Genomic DNA, 20,872 nt, shown 5'->3' on the forward strand with positions numbered 1-20,872 from the left:
ATAAACCCATAGCTAATTAACATGTGATGTATCTCTCACTTTGACAGATACATTACATTTATCCAGTTTTTGGCAGATTTGTCAGATAGCGCACGACTGTAAAACGCTCTTATCCTGTACGCAGAACAGCATTCCGGCAACGGGCGGCTAACCGAATATTAAGAGGGTGTTTTGTATGGAACTGTACCTGGATACCGCCAACGTGGCGGAAGTTGAACGTCTGGCACGCATCTTCCCGATTGCTGGCGTCACTACCAACCCAAGCATCGTGGCGGCAAGTAAAGAGTCCATCTGGGAGGTACTGCCGCGTCTGCAAAAGGCAATAGGCAAAGACGGCATTCTGTTCGCGCAGACCATGAGCCGTGATGCGCAGGGGATGGTGGAAGAAGCTAAGCGCCTGAGCTTCGCCGTACCAGGTATCGTCGTTAAAATCCCGGTCACCGCCGAAGGTCTTGCGGCCATCAAGCAGCTGAAAAAAGAAGGTATTACCACCTTAGGCACCGCCGTGTACAGCGCAGCGCAAGGACTGCTGGCCGCGCTGGCGGGAGCAAAATATGTCGCCCCTTATGTGAACCGTGTTGACGCCCAGGGCGGAGACGGTATCCGCACGGTACAGGAACTGCAAACATTGCTGGAGCTGCATGCGCCAAACAGCATGGTGCTGGCAGCCAGCTTTAAAACGCCACGCCAGGCGCTGGATTGCTTACTGGCAGGATGTGAAGCAATCACCCTGCCATTAGATGTAGCGCAACAAATGCTCAATACCCCTGCGGTAGAGTCTGCAATAGAGAAGTTTGAGCAGGACTGGAACAACGCATTTGGTCGGATCACTCTTTAAGGAGATAACGTATGGATCGCATTATTCAATCACCGGGTAAATACATCCAGGGTGCCGATGTTATTACTCGTCTTGGCAGTTACCTCAAACCGCTGGCGGAACGCTGGCTGGTTGTTGGAGACAAATTTGTCTTAGGCTTTGCCCAACCCGCCCTGGAAAAAAGCTTCCAGGATGCCGGTCTGGCGCTGGAAATCGCCCCGTTTGGCGGCGAATGTTCACAAAACGAAATCGATCGCCTGCGCGGCGTCGCGGAACAAGCGCAGTGTGGCGCGGTATTAGGCATTGGTGGCGGTAAAACGCTGGATACCGCCAAAGCACTGGCCCACTTTATGGGCGTGCCGGTTGCCATTGCACCGACCATTGCCTCAACCGATGCCCCCTGCAGCGCGCTGTCGGTAATTTACACCGATGCAGGTGAGTTCGATCGCTATCTGCTGCTGCCGAACAACCCGGACCGGGTCATTGTGGATACCAAAATTGTCGCGGGGGCACCGGCTCGTTTACTTGCCGCCGGCATTGGCGATGCGCTGGCAACCTGGTTTGAAGCCCGCGCCTGTTCACGCAGCGGCGCCACCACCATGGCCGGTGGTCAGTGTACTCAGGCGGCACTGGCGCTAGCCGAGCTGTGCTACAACACGCTGATCGAAGAAGGCGAAAAAGCGATGCTGGCCGCCGAGCAGCACGTGGTGACCCCAGCACTGGAGCGCGTGATTGAAGCCAACACCTACCTGAGCGGCGTCGGTTTTGAAAGCGGTGGGCTGGCCGCAGCACATGCTATTCACAACGGCCTGACGGCCATCCCGGATGCACATCACTATTATCACGGTGAAAAAGTGGCATTCGGTACGTTAACGCAGTTAGTACTGGAAAATGCGCCGGTAGAAGAAATTGAAACCGTGGCGGCACTGTGCCACTCCGTTGGTCTGCCAATCACCCTTGCCCAACTGGATATCAAGCAGGATATTCCGGTCAAAATGCGCATCGTGGCCGAAGCAGCCTGTGCCGAAGGCGAAACCATTCACAACATGCCTGGCGGAGCCACGCCTGATCAGGTTTACGCCGCGCTGTTGGTGGCAGATCAGTACGGTCAGCGATTCCTGCAAGAGTGGGAATAAGCACGGTTTGACCGGATGGCGGCTTCGCCTTATCCGGCCATGCCTAACGGCCAATAAAAATCCCCGCAATTGCGGGGATTTTCTGTATGCCATCCGGCCTCTTGCTTTACAGCAGGTCGAAACGGTCCAGATTCATCACTTTCACCCATGCCGCGACAAAGTCTTTCACAAACTTCTCGTGGGCATCGCTGCAGGCATACACTTCAGCCACTGCACGCAGGACCGAGTTAGAGCCAAACACCAGGTCAGCGCGGGTTGCCGTGTACTTCACTTCGCCGCTCAGACGGTCGCGACCTTCAAACAGCTCCTGTGACGCATCAACCGCCTTCCACTCATGACGCATATCCAGCAGATTGACAAAGAAGTCAGTGCTGAGCACGCCTGGGCGATCGGTAAAGACGCCATGCTGGCTACCATCGAAGTTTGTTCCCAGCACACGCATACCGCCCACCAGCACGGTCATTTCCGGCGGGGTTAACGTCAGTTGCTGCGCTTTATCGATCAGCAGCGACTCGGTGGTCGAAACCTCAGGACGGGAACGATAATTACGGAAACCATCGGCAATCGGCTTGAGCAGTTCAAACATCTCAATATCAGTCTGATCCTGACGCGCATCCACACGGCCCGGCGCAAAAGGTACATTGATGCTGACACCTGCCGCGCTTGCCGCCTTCTCTACACCAACGACGCCTGCCAGCACGATGATATCGGCCAACGAGGCGGTATGCGCCGATTTATAAATACCTTCCAGCACCGGCAGAACACGGGCTGCCGTCGCATTCACATCCCAGCCGCGTTGCGGATTCAGCGCCAGACGCGCCCCGTTAGCCCCGCCGCGTTTATCGCCCCCGCGGAACGTTGACGCAGAAGCCCATGCCACCGACACCAACTCGCCCACGGAAAGCCCGGAAGCCGCAATGGTCGCCTTCAGGTTAAGGATATCTTCTTCGCTTGGGTTGAAGAACGCGTGCGGCAGCGGATCCTGCCAAATCAGATCTTCCTGCGGGACTTCTGGTCCAATGTAACGTGATTTTGGCCCCATATCCCTGTGCGTCAGCTTAAACCATGCGCGGGCAAAGGCTTCGTTAAACGCCTGCGGATCGTTGAGGAAACGACGGGAGATCTTCTCGAATTCCGGATCAAAACGCAGCGTCAGATCGGTAACCAGCATCGTCGGCTTACGTTTTTTCGACGGATCAAACGGATCCGGAATAATTTCAGGAGCATCGACCGCTTCAAACTGGATAGCACCGGCCGGGCTGCGGGTCTGTACCCATTCGTATTTGAACAGGTTCTCGAAGAAATAGTTGCTCCACTGGGTCGGCGTTTGCGTCCAGACCACTTCCAGACCGGAGGTGATGTTGTCTGCGCCCACACCGCTACCGTAGCTGCTGGCCCAACCTAAGCCCTGGGCCTCAATCGGTGCCGATTCTGGATCGGGGCCGACGTGCGATGCAGGACCTGCACCGTGGGTTTTACCCAACGTATGACCACCGCCAATCAGCGCCACGGTTTCTTCGTCATTCATCCCCATGTTGCCGAAGGTGGCACGAATCGCTGCTGCCGCGGAAAGCGGTTCGCCGCTGTGATCCGGCCCTTCCGGGTTCACGTAGATAAGTCCCATCTCAGTCGCACCCAGCGGGGCTTTCGCCAGCTCTTCCGGATGGCGGTGCGTCAACCAGGCTTTTTCGTCACCCCAGTTCACATCAAGATCCGGTTCCCATACGTCTTCACGACCGGCACCAAAGCCAAAGGTACGGAAGCCGGAGTTTTCCAGCGCCACGTTACCCGCGAGGATAAACAGGTCGGCCCAGGAAATTTTCTGACCATACTTTTGCTTAACAGGCCACAACAAACGACGGGCTTTATCCAGGCTCACGTTGTCCGGCCAGGAGTTCAGTGGTGCAAAACGCTGCTGTCCGCGACCTGCGCCACCGCGTCCATCAATGGAGCGATAGGTCCCTGCGCCGTGCCATGCCATACGGATAAACAAACCGGCATACGTGCCCCAGTCAGCGGGCCACCACGGTTGAGATTCGGACAGGAGGGCTCTGAGATCCCCTTTCAGGGCAGAATAGTCGAGTTTGCTAAATTCTTTGCGGTAATTGAAATCTTCACCCAATGGGTTTGAACGGTTGGAGTGTTGGTTCAAAAGGTCTACGCGGAGTTGATTCGGCCACCAGTCGCGGTTATTTCTTCCTGCTCCCGCGCTGGGATCGTGACCGCCTTGATGGAAAGGACACTTACCGGCAGTTGATGCGTTTTGGCTATCGTCGGACATGCTCATCTATATGCTCCCTTTACAGTGTTCTAGCTACGATATACACCACCAGAGATAAGATATAGTCGAAAAAACCCACAGATTCGATAGCTAAATCCTTTTATATTTTTAGTTACAGAGATGTAGATCAAAATGATCAACAAAAAGCCCTCCGTAGAGGGCTGATGTTACAATTAAGCAGGCCTGACGCCCAGCGTATGGCATATCGCGTAGCTCATCTCGGCGCGATTGAGCGTATAGAAATGGAAATCTTTCACCCCTTCACGGCTTAAAATCTTCACCATGTCCATGGCAATGTTAGCGCCCACCAGCTTGCGGGTTTCCGCGTCATCATCCAGACCGTCAAACATCGTCGACATCCAGGAAGGGATGCGCACGTTGGTCATGTCAGCGAATTTTTTCGCCTGCTTAAAATTAGAGACCGGCAGGATACCCGGGATAATTTCCACATCGATACCTGCGGTTACGCAGCGGTCACGAAAACGCAGATAGCTTTCCACGTCGAAGAAAAACTGGGTGATCGCGCGATTCGCTCCGGCGTCGACCTTACGCTTCAGGTTGAGCAGATCGGCCTGGGCGCTTTTCGCTTCCGGGTGGACTTCCGGATAGGCCGCAACAGAGATATCAAAGTCTGCCACTTCTTTGAGTAACCCAACCAGATCGGCGGCGTACATATCCGGTTTGCCACTGCCTGGCGGCAGGTCGCCGCGCAGGGCCACAATATGACGAATCCCGTTGTTCCAGTAATCCTGAGCGATAATTCGCAGCTCGTCGCGAGTAGCATCAATACAGGTCAGATGCGGGGCCGCTTCAAGACCGGTGCGATCCTTAATCCCCTTAATGATGCTGTGCGTGCGGTCACGCTCACCGGAGTTTGCGCCGTAGGTCACGGAGACAAACTTGGGCTTCAGACTGCTCAGGCGATCGATTGAGTTCCACAGTGTTTGCTCCATTTCACTGGTGCGCGGCGGGAAAAACTCAAACGAAACGTTAATCTGACCCTGGACTTCAGCCAGGCTCTGATTCAGGGCTTCCCGCTGGTTGGCGTGAAAAAAGCTCATACCTTACCTCATCAATCTTTTGTCGTTATATGTTGTGTTGTGAACTGCTATACGTTTAGACGTCTAGATGTAAAAATGACGGAAAAGCGCCGTAACGTCAACATAAAAATCATCGTGAAAGGTGAGGAATACTCAGTGAAGATGAAAATAATTCACTTTAGCGTGCAGAAAGGAAGGACGCCGAGAGTAATGAAGGAAGCCATTGCAGGCGAGATTCTTGTTCAGGCGGTAATATCAGTCCGACAGTGATGCACAATTCCGTGTCGCATAGCGGACGAAAAACCACTCCCTGCCGCTGGATAGCTGCAAACGATGCCGGAAACAGGCTCACCCCCTCGCCACGTGCAATACGCGCGAGCAGAACATCATGCTCCAGCGGCTCTTCAATACAGACAGGCGAGCGGGATCACGGTGAGTCCAGTAGCCTCCAGCGGCAGCGCCACACTAGCCGCGTCCAGTTTTCCACGCCGCCCCTGGCGCGTTAGGTAACGCCACACCGCAGCTAAAGGTGCACATTGCCGCCGCACTGCACGTGGGGTTAACGCAGGAGGAGATTACTGAAGTGATTATACAGATGGCAGTATACGCAGGCTTTCCCGCTGCGCTGAACGGGCTGTTCGCCGCAAAAGAGGTGTTTGCGAAACAGTAAAGATGCCGGATGGCGATGCTTGCGCATCTTATCCGGCCTACACAGCATTACCCTTACTACGTAGGCCGGATAAGCGTAGCGCCATCCGGCAACACACACCCTACAGCAACTGCGCCAGACGATTAATATCCGACTGAATCGCCCCGGCGGTCACATCACGACCCGCCCCCGGCCCACGGATCACCAGCGGGTTATCGCGGTACCAGCGGCTTTCGATGGCGAACACGTTATCGCACGGCAGCAGCGCCGCCAGCGGGTGCTCAGGACGGACCGCTTCCACCCCCACACGCGCTTTGCCGTTGGCATCGAAACGTGCCACGTAGCGCAGTACCAGCCCCATTTCACGGGCGGCCTCCAGCCGCTGAACCATCTGCTCATTCAGCTCATCGCCATTTTCAAAGAAATGGTCAATAGAGCCTTCTTCACAGTGCGCAGGTACCAGTGACTCCACGCGAACCTGGTCCGGCTCGATGTCGTAACCCGCTTCACGCGCCAGGATCACCAGCTTGCGCATCACATCTTTACCAGAAAGGTCAACGCGCGGATCCGGCTCAGTCAGCCCCTGCTGCCACGCTTGATCCACCAGGTCGGTAAACGGAACAGAACCGTCAAATTGCAGGAACAGCCACGACAGCGTGCCGGAGAAGATCCCGCTGATCGACAAAATGGTGTCTCCGCTGTCAATCAGATCCCGTACGGTATGATTGATCGGCAATCCGGCACCGACAGTGGCGTTATACAGCCAGTGACGACCGGTTTTCTCAAAGGCGTCGTGGATTTGGCGATACTTATTACTCGTGCTTGCGCCAGCCAGTTTATTGGCGCTAATCACGTGAAAACCGTGGCTGGCGAAATCCAGATACTGATCCGCCAGTTGTTCACTGGCGGTGACGTCCAGCACGACTAAATCGTCATACGGGTGCGCGCGCATCCACAGGAACAAGGATTCTTCATCCTGCTCTACCGCTTCATCATCAAAGAAGGCCAACGCGCGGCTGGCGTCCAGTCCTTCGTAATTCAGCAGGCTACGGCGGCTATCCACCACGCCTGCCAGCACGAATTCAAAACCGGTACGCGCAGACAGCGTGCTCTGCTCACGAGCAAACAGCTCCAGCCAGCGAGAACCGATATTCCCCTTGCCAAACAGCACCAGGCCGATGCGTTTTTCAGCGCGGAAAATTGACTGGTGCAGACCCTGGATCAGGCTTTCGGTCGGGCCAGTACGCAGCACGGCAACCAGGCTGATACCCTCTTCTGACTGCCAGGTAAACTCAACCGGCTGGCCCTTCAGTTGTTGCCAAAAACGGTGGCAGTGCAGCGGGTTACGCGTCACCCCAGCCCCCACCATCGCCACCAACGCCAGGCCCTGACGCAAACGCAGCTCGCCCGGCAGGCCTGCTTCATCAAGAATTTTCAGCGCGCCGTCAGCGACTTCAGAGGTGTAGCAAAATTGCAGCAGTTGGCGATCAGGATGCACACCCACCGCCAGCGGACGCACCTGTGCACGTTTTAAAATCTGGTCGATATCTTTGTAAGCCAGCTTAAAGTCCTGACCTGTGGGCACCTGGAACTCTATCAGGCAAACGTCGTCATGGCTGGTGACAATACGCGCCCCGGTACCGGAAGCCAGCACGCGTTCAATGCGCGTCGATCCTTGTTCCGGCGTATAGCTACAGCGCAACTGGAGATCAATATCGCTGCCGGAAACCGGCTGTAAGGTACGGGCATGGAGAACCGGTGCCGCCAGACGCGCCAGTTCGCTGGCTTCATCAAGGCGCAGCAACGGCAGCAAACACGCATCTTTTACTTTGCGCGGATCCGCGCTGTACACCCCGGCGACATCGCTCCAGATAGTCACGCGGGAAACACCCGCCAGTGCGCCAACCTGGGTCGCGGAGTAGTCAGAACCGTTACGCCCCAACAGCACCGTTTCGCCCGCATTACTGCGGCTGATAAATCCGGTCACCACCAGGCGTTTCCCCGGATGCTGCGCCAACAGCTGTTGCAGTAAGGGATACGAAAGGCCTTCATCCACCTGCGGTTGAGCGCCGCGTTCCGCGCGCAAAAACTCGCGCGCATCCAGCCAGGCAGATTCCAGACCCTGCTGGTTAAGTACGGCAGACATCAGACGCGCTGACCACACTTCACCATGCCCGACTACTTCAGCGTAAACCGTATCGTTGACGCCGCCGTCGAGTAAACCGGCCAGACGCTCCAGATCGTGAATAAACTCGCCAATCAGCCCATCGGCCACGTCTGGTGGTAACAGACCGCTAATAAGCTCGCTCTGATAGCGGCGTAACGCCTGCTGAACCTGATGCGCAGAAAGGCGATCGGTCTGGCTTAACTTCAGCCAGCTAATCAACTGGTTAGTGGTACTGCCCGCCGCGGAAACAACCATCATGTCGTCAGGCTGCGAGTACTCAGCCATAATGCCTGCGACACGTAAATAACATTTCACGTCAGCCAGACTACTACCACCAAATTTGTGCAGTTGACGACCCTTCGCCCCTGCCTGCGCAATCACACTCATGTTTACCCCTTGTTTGCAGCCCGGAAGCCATTTTCCAGGTCGGCAATTAAATCTTCGCCATCTTCAATACCGGTGGAGATACGCAGCAGCGTCTCAGAAATGCCGGCAGCAGCACGTGCTTCTGGTGCCATCCCCGCGTGGGTCATGGTCGCGGCATGGGAGATCAGGCTTTCGACGCCCCCCAGTGATTCTGCCAGCGTAAACAATGATAACCCGCCAAGGAAGTCGCGCAGCGTTTGCTCATCACCATCCAGTTCAAAACTCAACATCGCGCCAAAGCCTTTTTGCTGACGCGCGGCAATTTCATGCCCCTGATTATCCGGCAGTGACGGGTGATACAGTTTTTTCACCAGCGGCTGGGTTTGCAAATAGTCGACAATAGCCTGGGCGTTGCGTTGTGCCACCTCCATACGAGGTGACAGCGTACGCAGGCCGCGCAACAGCAGATAACTATCAAATGCGCCGCCGGTGACGCCGATATTATTCGCCCACCATGCCAGCTCAGTGACCAGTTCTGGATCTTTTGCAATCACCACGCCAGCCACGACATCTGAGTGACCATTTAAATATTTCGTGCATGAATGCAACACCAGATCGGCGCCCAATGCCAGTGGATTTTGCAGTGCCGGGCTTAAAAACGTGTTATCAACGACGCTTACCGCGCCAGCCTCACGCGCCAACTGGCAGATTTTCGCAATATCGACCACGCGTAACAGCGGATTACTTGGGCTTTCTACCAGCACCAACGTCGGTTTCTCCGCCAACGCGGCCTTCAGCGCGGCTTCATTGCCTTGATCGACAAATAGCACGCGATAACACCCACGCTTCGCCAGACTGTCAAACAGGCGATAGCTGCCGCCGTAACAGTCGTGCGGCGCCACCAGCAGGTCGCCCGGCTTCAGGAACACCGTAGTTACCAGATGAATTGCCGACATACCGGTACTGGTCAGCACCGCGCCCGCACCGCCTTCCAGCTCCGCCAGCGCACGCTGGACAACATCACGCGTCGGGTTACCGCGACGTGAATAGTCATGGGCCCGAGGCTCGTTGAATCCGGTAAAATTATAGGTGCTTGAAAGGTGAATCGGCGGGACAACGCAACCGTACTGCTCGTCGTCATTTAATCCGCTACGCACTGCGATGGTGGCCTGTTTACGCGTCATATTGAGGAGTTCCTGGCTGAGCCGGTGAATAGTCAGACCCCAGAGTAATCATTGTTACAATAGCCGTCAATACATCTGGACATCTAAACTTCTTTGCGTATAGATTGAGCAAATTCAAAATAGCCGTTAAAATTATATGCATTAGCGTACATCTGCGTCGGCTAACTTCGTGTCAGGGCCGCGCCACTACGATAAACTACGCACAGTTATGGTCCGGGCTCAGGTTCTGGCCTCAAATTTAATGACAAAGAGGATTAAGTATCTCATGGCTGAATGGAGCGGCGAATATATCAGCCCATACGCTGAGCACGGTAAGAAGAGTGAGCAAGTCAAAAAGATTACGGTTTCCATTCCTCTGAAGGTGTTAAAGATCCTTACCGATGAACGCACGCGTCGTCAGGTGAACAACCTGCGCCACGCCACCAACAGCGAACTGCTGTGTGAAGCGTTTCTGCATGCCTTTACCGGACAACCGTTACCTAACGATGACGATCTGCGCAAAGAGCGCAGTGATGAAATCCCGGAAGAAGCCAAGGTAATTATGCGTGAACTGGGGATCAACCCGGAGACGTGGGAGTACTAACTAGTTAAAACGGCGGCTGACGTTGCAAAAGATGAGAAGACGCGGGACTGCTCCCGCCTCTTCTCGTCCTGTTTATCCTAACGTATAACGCGCGATACAGAGCCTCATACCTTCACGACGTTACTTACTAATACCATTGAGCTTGTTCAATGTTTCTTCCATTTTGAGCGTTTCTTTACGGTTCAACGGATAGAAATAAATCAGCACGACCGCCGCCAAAAACAAGCATAAAGCCGGCAAGAGATTCGCCATCGTATAAATATTTTCCTGCACAATGCTGGTTTGCACCGCACCGCCGGTTGATGACGATTGATAACCAATGATCGCCAGCATAAAGCCACCAATGGCCCCTGCGCACGCCTGACCCACCTTGCGGGCAAAGAAGTTCACGCCATAAACGGTACCATCCTCACGATCGCCGGTGACATACTGGTGGTAGTCGCAAACATCGGTCATGAACGCCCAAATCATCAGGTTGAATAACCCCGCCCCCAACGTCGCCAGGAACAGGAAAACCAAATAGACTTTCGCGTCGGTGATATGGGTGAAGTACATGATCACGTACATGACCACCGAAAAGAGCAGCGCACCTACGCTGGCTTCTTTCTTACCAAATCGCTTCGTGAGCCAGGATGCCGAGGGTGCCAGCAAAATCAAGGAACCAAAGGTAAACAGTAACGCGACAGACATCGCCTCTTTATTGTGGAAATAGTCATTAAACAGATAGGTCATATTGGTGCCGGAAAGCCCCTGATTAATCACGATCAGCAGATCCACAACAACTAAAACAATCAATGCTTTATTGCGTATCAACCCTTTCAGAAGCACCGACACGGGCATGCTATCTTTTCTTTCCACCCGCACGCGTTCCGTCGTTAAATGGCAGGTCAGCGTTAAAAAGATAAAGCCCAGTATTGCGCAACCAATGGAGATCCAGAAGAAGTGCTGCCCGGAAATCACCTGGCTTCCGTCCACCAGAGTGGTGTACATCAGGATAGGAATAAAAAAGCCGGTTGCCCCGCCGCCGATTGCGGACCCAACGCTGCGGTAGGTTGAAAGCGATACGCGATCTTCCGGGTTAGAGCTAATCGCCGCAGACATGGCACCATAAGGAATACTCACAGTCGATAGCAGTGAGCCGTAAATGAAATAGGATACGCAGATGTAGATAATTTTCGCCGTATAAGAAAAGTCTTGTACAAACGGCAGAAACAGGACGACCGCAATGATACAGAATGGATACTTCATGCGGCGTACCCAAGGGTTAAAACGCCCGTACGCCGTCAGTTTAGACGTATCACATAAGCGCCCTACGCCAACATCGACAAACGCATCAAAGAGTTTGGTCACAAAATAAAGTGAGCCAACAATAACGCCAGAAACACCGAGTACGTTGGTGTAATAAATCATTAAAAAGCTATTCACTAACCCAAGAATAAAACAGGTTCCCAGGTCACCACATAAATAACCAATTTTATCTCTGAATCCGAAAGGTCTGACGGCAATACTGCTATTGCTTCTAATCATAGTTCCATCATTGGACATGATGTCAACTCCTTAGATACACTATTCACGCAAATTATGCTTATATCCCGATACTCAGCGTAATAAACCGATGAGAAGAGTATTAGCGATCAGAAGTTATAACCGAGACCGACACGATAACGGGTCTGACGATCGTCTGTCGTTGTTGTGTTATAACCTGATGAAACATTACCGATTTCAACAAAAGGAACCCAGGAACCTATGTTATAAGCAACCCGGAAGTTATACTCATAATCTTCGCTTTTGTTGTTATATAAATCTTCACTATCGGCAATTTTATAAATGCCGTTCAGTTCAAACATCCAGTTATTGATGTTATAACCAACCCAGGCTTCAGGGCGATAAACCATACGGTCATCTTTACCCTCCGTGTTTCTACGCATGTACTCTTGACGATAGCGGAACGCGGTCCACCAGTTGTCATTGATGTTATACTGCACGCGAATATAAGGCTTATAAATCGTGATGTTATCGCCAGTCTCGATTGCAATACCCGGCTGCCAGGTAAGCCCCTGCGAAGTAAATTGATAGCTTGCTGTATACTCGTTGCCGTTACTTTCCATATTGTTCCACGCATCATTCGATTGCGAGTCATCGGAACGTGAGATAGCTTCGACTGCCACACCAAAACCGGTAGCAAAACGGTGAGACATATAAACACGGTCATAGTTACGGCCATCGTCATAATATTCATGGCGGTAATCAACATAGCCTGCGTGTGCAGCTGCAGAGAATAATGGAATAAGTAATAATGCGGAGTTTAATTTCATAAACGTCCCTTCCCATAAACAATTAAGGAATGAATCCATATGACCTCCCTAAAAAGGATAATCAAATTGGATCTATGAATAATTTTATATTTCCCAAAAATTGTATTTAAGCTGGAGGGACAAAACCTTTTAAATTTTGCCAAAAACTCAAATCAGTGGCAAAGACGTAAAGATAAAAACGATAAAGATCACCAATAGAAACATTTTACCGATAAAATAAAAACACCGTTTTATTTATGCATTGGTTTTACATTCACCGCAAGCATACATATTTCAGCACTGATTCACAGATACAAAAAAAGCGCCTTACGGCGCTTTTTTCCGACAGCAAAAAACTTATTTGCTGGTACCCGGTACGCTGAAACGCTTGTTGAAGCGGTCAACACGGCCACCGGTAGCAACATCACGCTGTTTGCCAGTATAGAACGGGTGGCATTTACCGCACACGTCGAGGTTCAGATCGTGACCAACGGTAGAGCGGATTTTCATGACGTTACCGCAAGAGCAGTTTGCAGTAATTTCTTCGTATTTCGGATGAATATCTTTTTTCATGGGGAGAACCTCAGTTAAGGCCGCGTCGCTCTTCCAGCCCTAACGCCAGACACCACGCGATGTTAATTATTCCCCGTCACCTTTCACACTGCTGATGCGTTGCCTGCGTTCAATCACTCTGGTCACATAGTTCACTATGCTCCCAGAGATTCGCTCGCTTGCCGCCTTCCAGCCGCGCGAAACTCTCGGGTAATGGTCAGTATTTGACGCAATCAATTTGCATCAAAGGCGGCGAATCATACAGAAATTAGCCTGCTCATGCAAACTGATCCGCATTCCGCTCCTCACTAATGTGTATACTAACCCGCCAGAATTCAAGTCAGGATGATTCAATGCCCGTTGCTCACGTTGCCTTACCCGTCCCGCTACCCCGCACCTTTGACTACCTCTTACCGGAAGGTATGAGCGCCAAAGCCGGGTGTCGCGTGCGTGTACCCTTTGGCAAACAGCAAGAACGCATTGGCATTGTCCTGTCAGTTAGCGAGAACAGCGAACTGCCGCGGAGCGAACTAAAAGCGGTCATTGAGGTGCTGGACAGCGAACCGGTCTATTCGACCTCCGTCTGGCGCTTGCTGCTGTGGGCCGCAGATTATTACCATCATCCCATTGGTGACGTGCTGTTTCACGCCCTGCCGATGCTACTGCGCCAGGGGCGTCCCGCCACCAACACGCCAATGTGGTACTGGTTTGCCACCGAAGAAGGCCATGCCACTGACCTGAACAACCTGAAACGCTCACCGAAGCAGCAGCAGGCGCTGGCAGCACTGCGACAGGGAAAAATCTGGCGGGATCAGGTGGCCGACCTCGAATTTAATGATGCGGCATTGCAGGCGCTACGCAAAAAAGGTCTGTGCTCCCTGGCAAGCGAAACGCCTGGATTCAGTGACTGGCGCACGCACTACGCCGTCTCTGGCGAGCGTTTAAGGCTGAATACCGAACAAGCCACCGCCGTTGGAGCTATTCACAGCGCATCGGACAGCTTTAGCGCCTGGCTACTCGCCGGCGTCACAGGCTCTGGCAAAACGGAAGTCTATTTAAGCGTACTGGAAAACGTCCTCGCTCAGGGCAAGCAGGCGCTGGTGATGGTGCCGGAAATAGGCCTGACGCCGCAAACCATCGCCCGCTTTCGTGAACGCTTCAATGCTCCGGTCGAAGTCCTGCACTCTGGTTTAAATGACAGCGAACGTCTTTCTGCATGGCTGAAAGCAAAAAACGGTGAAGCAGCAATTGTCATCGGTACCCGCTCATCGCTGTTCACCCCGTTTAAAAACCTCGGCGTAATTGTCATCGACGAAGAACATGACAGCTCCTATAAACAGCAGGAAGGCTGGCGCTATCACGCCCGCGACCTGGCGGTTTACCGTGCGCACAGCGAGCAGATCCCGATTATCCTCGGCTCAGCCACACCGGCGCTGGAAACGCTGTGCAACGTACGACAAAAAAAATATCGCATGTTGCGCCTGACGCGTCGCGCCGGAAATGCCCGTCCCGCGACGCAGCACGTGCTGGATCTGAAAGGTCAGCAGGTACAGGCCGGACTGGCCCCGGCGCTGATCGCCCGCATGCGTCAGCATCTGCAGGCTGATAACCAGGTTATCTTGTTTCTTAATCGCCGGGGTTTTGCCCCTGCGTTGTTGTGCCACGACTGCGGCTGGATTGCTGAATGTCCACGCTGCGATCACTACTACACGCTGCATCAGGCGCAGCATCATCTGCGCTGCCACCACTGCGACAGCCAGCGCCCGATACCGCGTCAGTGCCCTTCCTGCGGCTCTACGCATATGGTACCGGTTGGACTCGGCACCGAGCAGCTCGAACAGGCCTTAGCGCCGTTCTTTCCCGGCGTGCCGATTTCACGTATCGATCGCGATACCACCAGCCGTAAAGGGGCGCTTGAGCAGCATCTGGCGGAGGTCCATCGCGGCGGAGCACGCATTCTTATCGGGACGCAAATGTTGGCGAAAGGCCACCACTTCCCGGACGTCACGCTGGTGGCGCTGCTGGATGTGGACGGGGCATTATTCTCTGCTGATTTCCGCTCCGCAGAGCGCTTTGCCCAGCTCTATACCCAGGTATCCGGGCGCGCAGGACGTGCCGGGAAACAGGGCGAAGTGGTATTGCAGACGCATCACCCTGAACATCCGTTGCTGCAAACCTTATTGCATAAAGGCTATGACGCCTTTGCCGAGCAGGCACTGGCCGAGCGACAAACGTTGCAGCTCCCACCGTGGACCAGCCACGTGATCGTGCGGGCAGAAGATCACAACAACCAGCAGGCACCGCTGTTTTTACAACAGTTACGTAATCTGATTCAGGCCAGCCCGCTGGCCGACGATAAGCTGTGGGTATTGGGCCCGGTTCCCGCGCTGGCGCCCAAACGTGGCGGTCGCTATCGCTGGCAAATTTTGTTGCAACATCCGTCACGAATTCGACTGCAGCATATCGTCAGCGGCACGCTGGCGTTGATCAATACCCTGCCCGAAGCACGCAAGGTCAAATGGGTGCTGGATGTCGATCCCATTGAGGGATAAGCCCTCATGATGCGAGGCGGATCGTAAAATTAAATATCCATCACACTTTTTATGAAAATTCTGTAACTGCTTCGATTCACTATCTGATAAAAATGTTTCAGATGAAGGTTACCCAGGGACAGAGCTGCGCCAGCAGCGCCCTGGCGAGGAGAAAGAGTGAAACCGAACAAGCAGGTCACTGCCGCAACGATGAAAGATGTTGCCCTGAAGGCGAAGGTCTCCACGGCAACCGTTTCCCGTGCATTGATGAATCCAGACAAAGTCTCTCAGTCAACCCGTAACAAGGTTGAGCAGGCCGCTCTGGAAGTAGGATATTTACCGCAGTCAATGGGCCGCAACGTTAAGCGTAATGAATCACGTACCATCCTGGTCATCGTCCCGGATATTTGCGATCCCTTTTTCAGCGAAGTCATTCGCGGCATAGAAGTCACCGCCGCCGAGCAGGGTTATCTGGTGCTGATCGGCGATTGCGCGCATCAGAACCAGCAGGAAAAGACCTTTCTTAACCTCATTATTACCAAGCAAATTGACGGCATGGTGCTGCTCAGCTCACGCCTGCCATTTGATGCCAGCGTAGAAGAACAGCGCAATTTACCGCCGATGGTGATGTCCAATGAGTTCGCGCCTGAGCTGGAACTGCCCACCGTTCACATTGATAACCTCACCGCCGCCTTTAACGCGATGAACTATCTGCTGGAGTTGGGGCACAAACGCATCGGCTGTATCGCCGGACCAGAAGATATGCCACTGTGCCACTATCGCCTGCAAGGTTACGTTCAGGCGTTACGCCGCAGCGGGATTACCGTCGATCCGCATTTTATTGCGCGCGGTGATTTTACCTACGAAGCGGGGGCTAACGCGCTAAAGCAACTGCTTGAACAGCCTCAACCACCGACAGCCGTCTTTTGCCACAGCGACGTCATGGCGCTGGGCGCACTTTCCTACGCCAAACGCCAGGGACTGAAAGTGCCTGACGACCTGTCGATTATTGGCTTTGATAACATTTCACTGGCGGAATATTGTGATCCACCGCTGACAACCGTCGCACAGCCGCGTTTCGATATCGGACGTGAGGCTATGCTGTTACTGCTCGATCAACTCCAGGGGCAAAATGTCAGCAGCGGGTCACGTTTACTGGACTGTGAACTCATTATTCGGGGCACCACCCGGGCACTGACGTAAAGTAAAGTGCTTTCGGACTCCCCTGTCTGGTCAAAGGCCCGCCGCTTAAGTAACATGGCGGGCTGACGAACGAATAAATACAGCGAAACGATAGTGGCACAACGAGATTATGTACGTCGCGGCCAACCGGCACCTTCGCGGCGCAAAAAGAGCACCTCACGGAATAAGCAACGCAATACGCCTGCGGTTTCACCCGCGATGGTCGCTATTGCAGCAGCCGTACTCGTGACCTTTATCGGTGGTCTGTACTTCATTACGCATCACAAGAAAGAAGAGTCCGAGACGCTGCAAAACCAGAAAGTTACCGGCAATGGCATTCCGCCGAAGCCGGAGGAACGCTGGCGATACATCAAAGAGCTGGAAAGCCGTCAACCTGGCGTGCGTGCACCAACCGAACCCTCTGCGGGCGGTGAAGTGCTGAATGCCGATCAGCTGACCAATGAGCAGCGCCAGTTGCTGGCGCAAATGCAGGCTGATATGCGTCAGCAGCCTACTCAGCTCAACGAAGTTCCGTGGAATGAGCAAACGCCTGCGCAGCGCCAGCAAACGCTGCAGCGTCAGCGTCAGGTGCAGCAACAGCAATGGAGCAACGCGCAGCAGCAGGCTCAGCAGCCACGCCCTCGGGCAACGGAGCAGCCTCAGCAGCAGCAAACGCGTACCGCACAAGCCGCGCCGGCGCAGCAGCCTCGTCAAACGCAGCCCAAACCTGCGGCCCAACAGCCATACCAGGATCTGCTGCAGACGCCTGCACATACCGCTGCCGCTCAGCCGAAGACGCAGCCAGCCGCACCGATTACCGAAGTGCCGAAGCAGACTGCTGAGAAAAAAGATGAGCGCCGCTGGATGGTGCAGTGTGGGTCGTTTAAAGGGGCTGAACAGGCAGAAACCGTACGTGCACAGCTGGCTTTTGAGGGCTTTAACTCCCGTATTACCACCAACAACGGCTGGAATCGCGTGGTTATTGGCCCACTCAAAGGCAAAGAAAACGCTGACAACACCATCAGCCGTTTGAAAGTAGCGGGTCACACAAACTGTATTCGACTGTCTGCCGGGGGTTGAAACCCCCAAAATCCCCCCCATCTATACTTGCATTACGCCCCGTACATCTGTGCGGGGCCTGAATTCCGTATTTGTAACCAAGGGGTCTGCTCGTGACAACAATAGTAAGCGTACGCCGTAACGGCCATGTGGTAATCGCCGGTGATGGTCAGGCCACACTGGGTAACACCGTAATGAAAGGCAACGTGAAAAAAGTCCGCCGTCTGTACAACGACAAAGTCATCGCGGGCTTTGCGGGCGGCACTGCGGATGCATTCACGCTGTTTGAACTGTTTGAACGCAAACTTGAAATGCATCAGGGTCACCTGGTGAAAGCTGCCGTTGAGCTGGCGAAGGACTGGCGTACCGACCGTATGCTGCGCAAACTCGAAGCGCTGCTGGCTGTTGCCGATGAGACTGCATCACTCATCATTACCGGTAATGGCGATGTCATTCAGCCAGAAAACGATCTGATTGCCATCGGCTCCGGCGGTCCCTACGCCCAGGCTGCGGCACGTGCTCTGCTTGAAAACACCGAGCTTGGCGCCCGCGAGATTGCTGAGAAAGCGTTGGATATTGCAGGGGATATCTGCATTTATACCAACCACTTCCATACCATCGAAGAATTGAACTCCAAAGCGTAAGGATCCCCCATGTCTGAAATGACCCCACGCGAAATTGTCAGCGAACTGAACAAACACATCATCGGCCAGGATAACGCCAAGCGTTCCGTGGCGATTGCTCTGCGTAACCGCTGGCGCCGCATGCAGCTCGACGAAGAGCTGCGCCATGAAGTTACGCCAAAAAACATTCTGATGATTGGCCCAACCGGCGTCGGTAAAACCGAAATCGCCCGTCGTCTGGCAAAACTAGCCAACGCACCGTTCATCAAAGTTGAAGCCACGAAATTCACCGAAGTCGGCTATGTGGGTAAGGAAGTTGACTCCATCATCCGCGATCTGACCGATGCTGCCATTAAAATGGTCCGCGTCCAGGCGATCGAGAAAAACCGCTTCCGCGCCGAAGAAATGGCGGAAGAACGTATTCTCGACGTACTGATCCCACCAGCTAAAAATAACTGGGGACAGTCTGAACAGCCTCAGGAACCTTCCGCTGCACGTCAGGCATTCCGTAAAAAACTGCGTGAAGGCCAACTGGACGACAAAGAGATTGAAATTGATCTCGCCGCTGCGCCGATGGGCGTAGAAATTATGGCACCTCCTGGCATGGAAGAGATGACCAGCCAGCTGCAGTCCATGTTCCAGAACCTGGGCGGCCAGAAACAAAAACCGCGTAAGCTGAAAATCAAAGAAGCCATGAAGCTGTTGATTGAAGAAGAAGCGGCGAAGCTGGTAAACCCGGAAGAACTGAAGCAAGACGCTATCGACGCCGTTGAGCAGCACGGGATCGTGTTTATCGACGAAATCGACAAAATCTGTAAGCGCGGTGAATCCTCCGGTCCGGACGTGTCCCGTGAAGGCGTGCAGCGCGACCTGCTGCCGCTGGTCGAAGGCTGCACCGTCTCGACCAAGCACGGCATGGTGAAAACAGATCACATTCTGTTTATCGCTTCCGGCGCGTTCCAGGTGGCGAAACCGTCCGACCTGATCCCGGAACTGCAGGGTCGTCTGCCAATTCGTGTAGAATTGCAGGCACTGACCACCAGCGATTTCGAGCGTATCCTGACTGAGCCTAACGCCTCCATCACCGTCCAGTACAAAGCGCTGATGGCAACTGAAGGCGTTAATATTGAGTTCACGGAAGATGGCATTAAGCGCATCGCTCAGGCCGCCTGGCAGGTCAACGAAACCACCGAGAACATCGGTGCCCGTCGTCTGCACACCGTGCTTGAGCGTCTGATGGAAGATATTTCCTATGATGCGAGCGATTTAAACGGCCAAAGCATCACAATTGATGCCGAATATGTGAGCAAACATCTGGATGCGCTGGTCGCAGATGAAGATCTGAGCCGTTTTATCCTATAATCGCGTTCAATGCATTTTCATCACTGTTGATGGGGCTGATAAAGCCCCATTTTTATTGGCGCTAAATATGACTGAACAACAACAAATTAGCCGCTCACAAGCCTGGCTGGAAAGTTTACGACCTAAGACCTTACCGCTCGCCTTCGCGGCGATCATCGTCGGTACGGCATTAGCATGGTGGCAAGGGTATTTCGATCCGCTGGTGGCTCTGCTGGCATTGATAACGGCGGGGCTGCTGCAAATCCTGTCCAATCTCGCAAACGACTATGGCGATGCTGTCAAAGGCAGCGACAAGCCTGACCGCATTGGACCGCTACGTGGCATGCAAAAAGGGGTGATCACCCAACAGCAGATGAAGCGCGCCTTAATGGTCACCGTGGCCTTAATTTGCCTGTCCGGCCTGGCACTAGTGGCGGTGGCCTGCCACACGATGGCTGATTTTGTCGGCTTCCTGGTGCTCGGTGGCTTGTCGATTATCGCGGCGATCACCTATACCGTCGGCAATCGCCCCTATGGCTACATCGGCCTCGGTGATATTTCCGTGCTGGTTTTCTTCGGCTGGCTGAGCGTGATGGGCAGTTGGTATTTGCAGGCCCATACGCTGATCCCCGCGCTAATCCTGCCAGCCACCGCCTGCGGTCTGCTGGCTACCGCCGTGCTCAACGTCAATAACCTGCGTGATATCAACAGCGACAGGGAGAACGGTAAAAACACGCTGGTGGTGCGTCTGGGGGCCGTGAATGCACGTCGTTACCATGCCTGCCTGCTGATGGGGACGCTGGTTTGCCTGGCGCTGTTTAATCTGTTTTCGCTGCAAAGTCTGTGGGGATGGCTGTTCATCCTGGCTGCTCCGCTGCTGATTAAGCAGGCGCGATACGTAATGCGTGAAATGGATCCGGCAGCAATGCGTCCGATGCTGGAACGCACCGTAAAAGCGGCACTGTTAACTAACCTGCTGTTTGTGGTTGGAATTTTCCTAAGCCAGTGGTCTGTTTAACTGACAAATATCAATTAACAATTGATGATTTTGCCAACAGTACACATAG

Annotated in this window: 16 protein-coding genes and 2 pseudogenes; 10 read left to right on the forward strand and 8 right to left on the reverse strand. The window is 53.7% G+C overall.

Translation table 11 applies throughout. The annotated features are described in order from the left end of the window. The first annotated feature begins 175 nt into the window (after positions 1-175). Positions 176-838: a fructose-6-phosphate aldolase gene (gene fsa, locus IB214_RS22910; protein WP_117343666.1), complete on the forward strand. Its 663-nt coding sequence runs from the start codon at positions 176-178 to the stop codon at positions 836-838. Between the two features lie 11 nt (positions 839-849). Next, positions 850-1,953, forward strand: a complete 1,104-nt coding sequence (gldA, locus tag IB214_RS22915; protein ID WP_117343665.1) for a bifunctional L-1,2-propanediol dehydrogenase/glycerol dehydrogenase — start codon at positions 850-852, stop codon at positions 1,951-1,953. 106 nt (positions 1,954-2,059) lie between these two features. Here the strand turns inward: gldA and katG are convergent, their stop codons facing one another. From katG to IB214_RS22930, 3 genes and pseudogenes are all read right to left on the reverse strand, one after another. After that, positions 2,060-4,240 carry a catalase/peroxidase HPI gene (gene katG / locus IB214_RS22920; protein ID WP_117343664.1) on the reverse strand — a complete coding sequence of 727 codons (2,181 nt, stop codon included), beginning with the start codon at positions 4,238-4,240 and terminating at the stop codon, positions 2,060-2,062. A gap of 167 nt (positions 4,241-4,407) precedes the next feature. Then, the gene (gene metF / locus IB214_RS22925; RefSeq protein WP_096758802.1) at positions 4,408-5,295 is read right to left on the reverse strand and encodes a methylenetetrahydrofolate reductase; all 888 of its coding nucleotides are present in this window, start codon (positions 5,293-5,295) and stop codon (positions 4,408-4,410) included. A gap of 157 nt (positions 5,296-5,452) precedes the next feature. Then, positions 5,453-5,695: pseudogene (locus IB214_RS22930) on the reverse strand (LysR family transcriptional regulator); the annotation flags it as partial. Between the two features lie 78 nt (positions 5,696-5,773). On the opposite strand from IB214_RS22930, the pseudogene IB214_RS22935 reads away from it, so the two are divergent. Beyond that, positions 5,774-5,944: pseudogene (locus IB214_RS22935) on the forward strand (carboxymuconolactone decarboxylase family protein); the annotation flags it as partial. A gap of 100 nt (positions 5,945-6,044) precedes the next feature. Here IB214_RS22935 and metL read toward each other — a convergent pair. Continuing rightward, entirely contained in the window at positions 6,045-8,477 is a 2,433-nt protein-coding gene (gene metL / locus IB214_RS22940; protein WP_115259753.1) for a bifunctional aspartate kinase/homoserine dehydrogenase II, read from the reverse strand. 2 nt (positions 8,478-8,479) lie between these two features. Beyond that, positions 8,480-9,640 (reverse strand): cystathionine gamma-synthase, encoded by a 1,161-nt coding sequence (gene metB, locus IB214_RS22945; protein WP_096758808.1) that lies wholly within the window; start codon positions 9,638-9,640, stop codon positions 8,480-8,482. A gap of 265 nt (positions 9,641-9,905) precedes the next feature. Between metB and metJ the strand changes: the two genes are divergently transcribed. After that, complete coding sequence (metJ, locus tag IB214_RS22950) at positions 9,906-10,223, forward strand: met regulon transcriptional regulator MetJ (RefSeq protein WP_003825168.1); 318 nt, start codon at positions 9,906-9,908, stop codon at positions 10,221-10,223. Between the two features lie 120 nt (positions 10,224-10,343). Here metJ and IB214_RS22955 read toward each other — a convergent pair whose 3' ends face one another. The 3 genes from IB214_RS22955 to rpmE all read right to left on the reverse strand — a co-directional run bounded on the left by IB214_RS22955 (position 10,344) and on the right by rpmE (position 13,090). Further along, positions 10,344-11,768 (reverse strand): glycoside-pentoside-hexuronide (GPH):cation symporter, encoded by a 1,425-nt coding sequence (locus IB214_RS22955; RefSeq protein WP_117343663.1) that lies wholly within the window; start codon positions 11,766-11,768, stop codon positions 10,344-10,346. Between the two features lie 89 nt (positions 11,769-11,857). Further along, positions 11,858-12,538 carry an oligogalacturonate-specific porin KdgM family protein gene (locus IB214_RS22960; protein WP_096758810.1) on the reverse strand — a complete coding sequence of 227 codons (681 nt, stop codon included), beginning with the start codon at positions 12,536-12,538 and terminating at the stop codon, positions 11,858-11,860. A 336-nt stretch (positions 12,539-12,874) separates the two neighbouring features. Then, complete coding sequence (gene rpmE, locus IB214_RS22965; protein WP_096758811.1) at positions 12,875-13,090, reverse strand: 50S ribosomal protein L31; 216 nt, start codon at positions 13,088-13,090, stop codon at positions 12,875-12,877. A 332-nt stretch (positions 13,091-13,422) separates the two neighbouring features. Between rpmE and priA the strand changes: the two genes are divergently transcribed. The 6 genes from priA (at position 13,423) to menA (ending at position 20,823) form a co-directional block, all read left to right on the forward strand. After that, positions 13,423-15,621, forward strand: a complete 2,199-nt coding sequence (gene priA / locus IB214_RS22970) for a primosomal protein N' (protein WP_115259756.1) — start codon at positions 13,423-13,425, stop codon at positions 15,619-15,621. A 156-nt stretch (positions 15,622-15,777) separates the two neighbouring features. Beyond that, entirely contained in the window at positions 15,778-16,803 is a 1,026-nt protein-coding gene (cytR, locus tag IB214_RS22975; protein WP_117343662.1) for a DNA-binding transcriptional regulator CytR, read from the forward strand. Positions 16,804-16,896: 93 nt separating this feature from the next. Beyond that, complete coding sequence (gene ftsN, locus IB214_RS22980; protein WP_117343661.1) at positions 16,897-17,862, forward strand: cell division protein FtsN; 966 nt, start codon at positions 16,897-16,899, stop codon at positions 17,860-17,862. A 92-nt stretch (positions 17,863-17,954) separates the two neighbouring features. Then, positions 17,955-18,485: an ATP-dependent protease subunit HslV gene (gene hslV, locus IB214_RS22985; RefSeq protein WP_003028805.1), complete on the forward strand. Its 531-nt coding sequence runs from the start codon at positions 17,955-17,957 to the stop codon at positions 18,483-18,485. A 9-nt stretch (positions 18,486-18,494) separates the two neighbouring features. Next, positions 18,495-19,826: an HslU--HslV peptidase ATPase subunit gene (gene hslU / locus IB214_RS22990; RefSeq protein ID WP_096758815.1), complete on the forward strand. Its 1,332-nt coding sequence runs from the start codon at positions 18,495-18,497 to the stop codon at positions 19,824-19,826. A gap of 67 nt (positions 19,827-19,893) precedes the next feature. Beyond that, positions 19,894-20,823 carry a 1,4-dihydroxy-2-naphthoate polyprenyltransferase gene (gene menA, locus IB214_RS22995; protein ID WP_117343660.1) on the forward strand — a complete coding sequence of 310 codons (930 nt, stop codon included), beginning with the start codon at positions 19,894-19,896 and terminating at the stop codon, positions 20,821-20,823. Positions 20,824-20,872 lie beyond the last annotated feature (49 nt).

It is taken from the genome of Citrobacter sp. C1, assembly GCF_014596895.2.
Taxonomy (GTDB): domain Bacteria; phylum Pseudomonadota; class Gammaproteobacteria; order Enterobacterales; family Enterobacteriaceae; genus Citrobacter; species Citrobacter gillenii.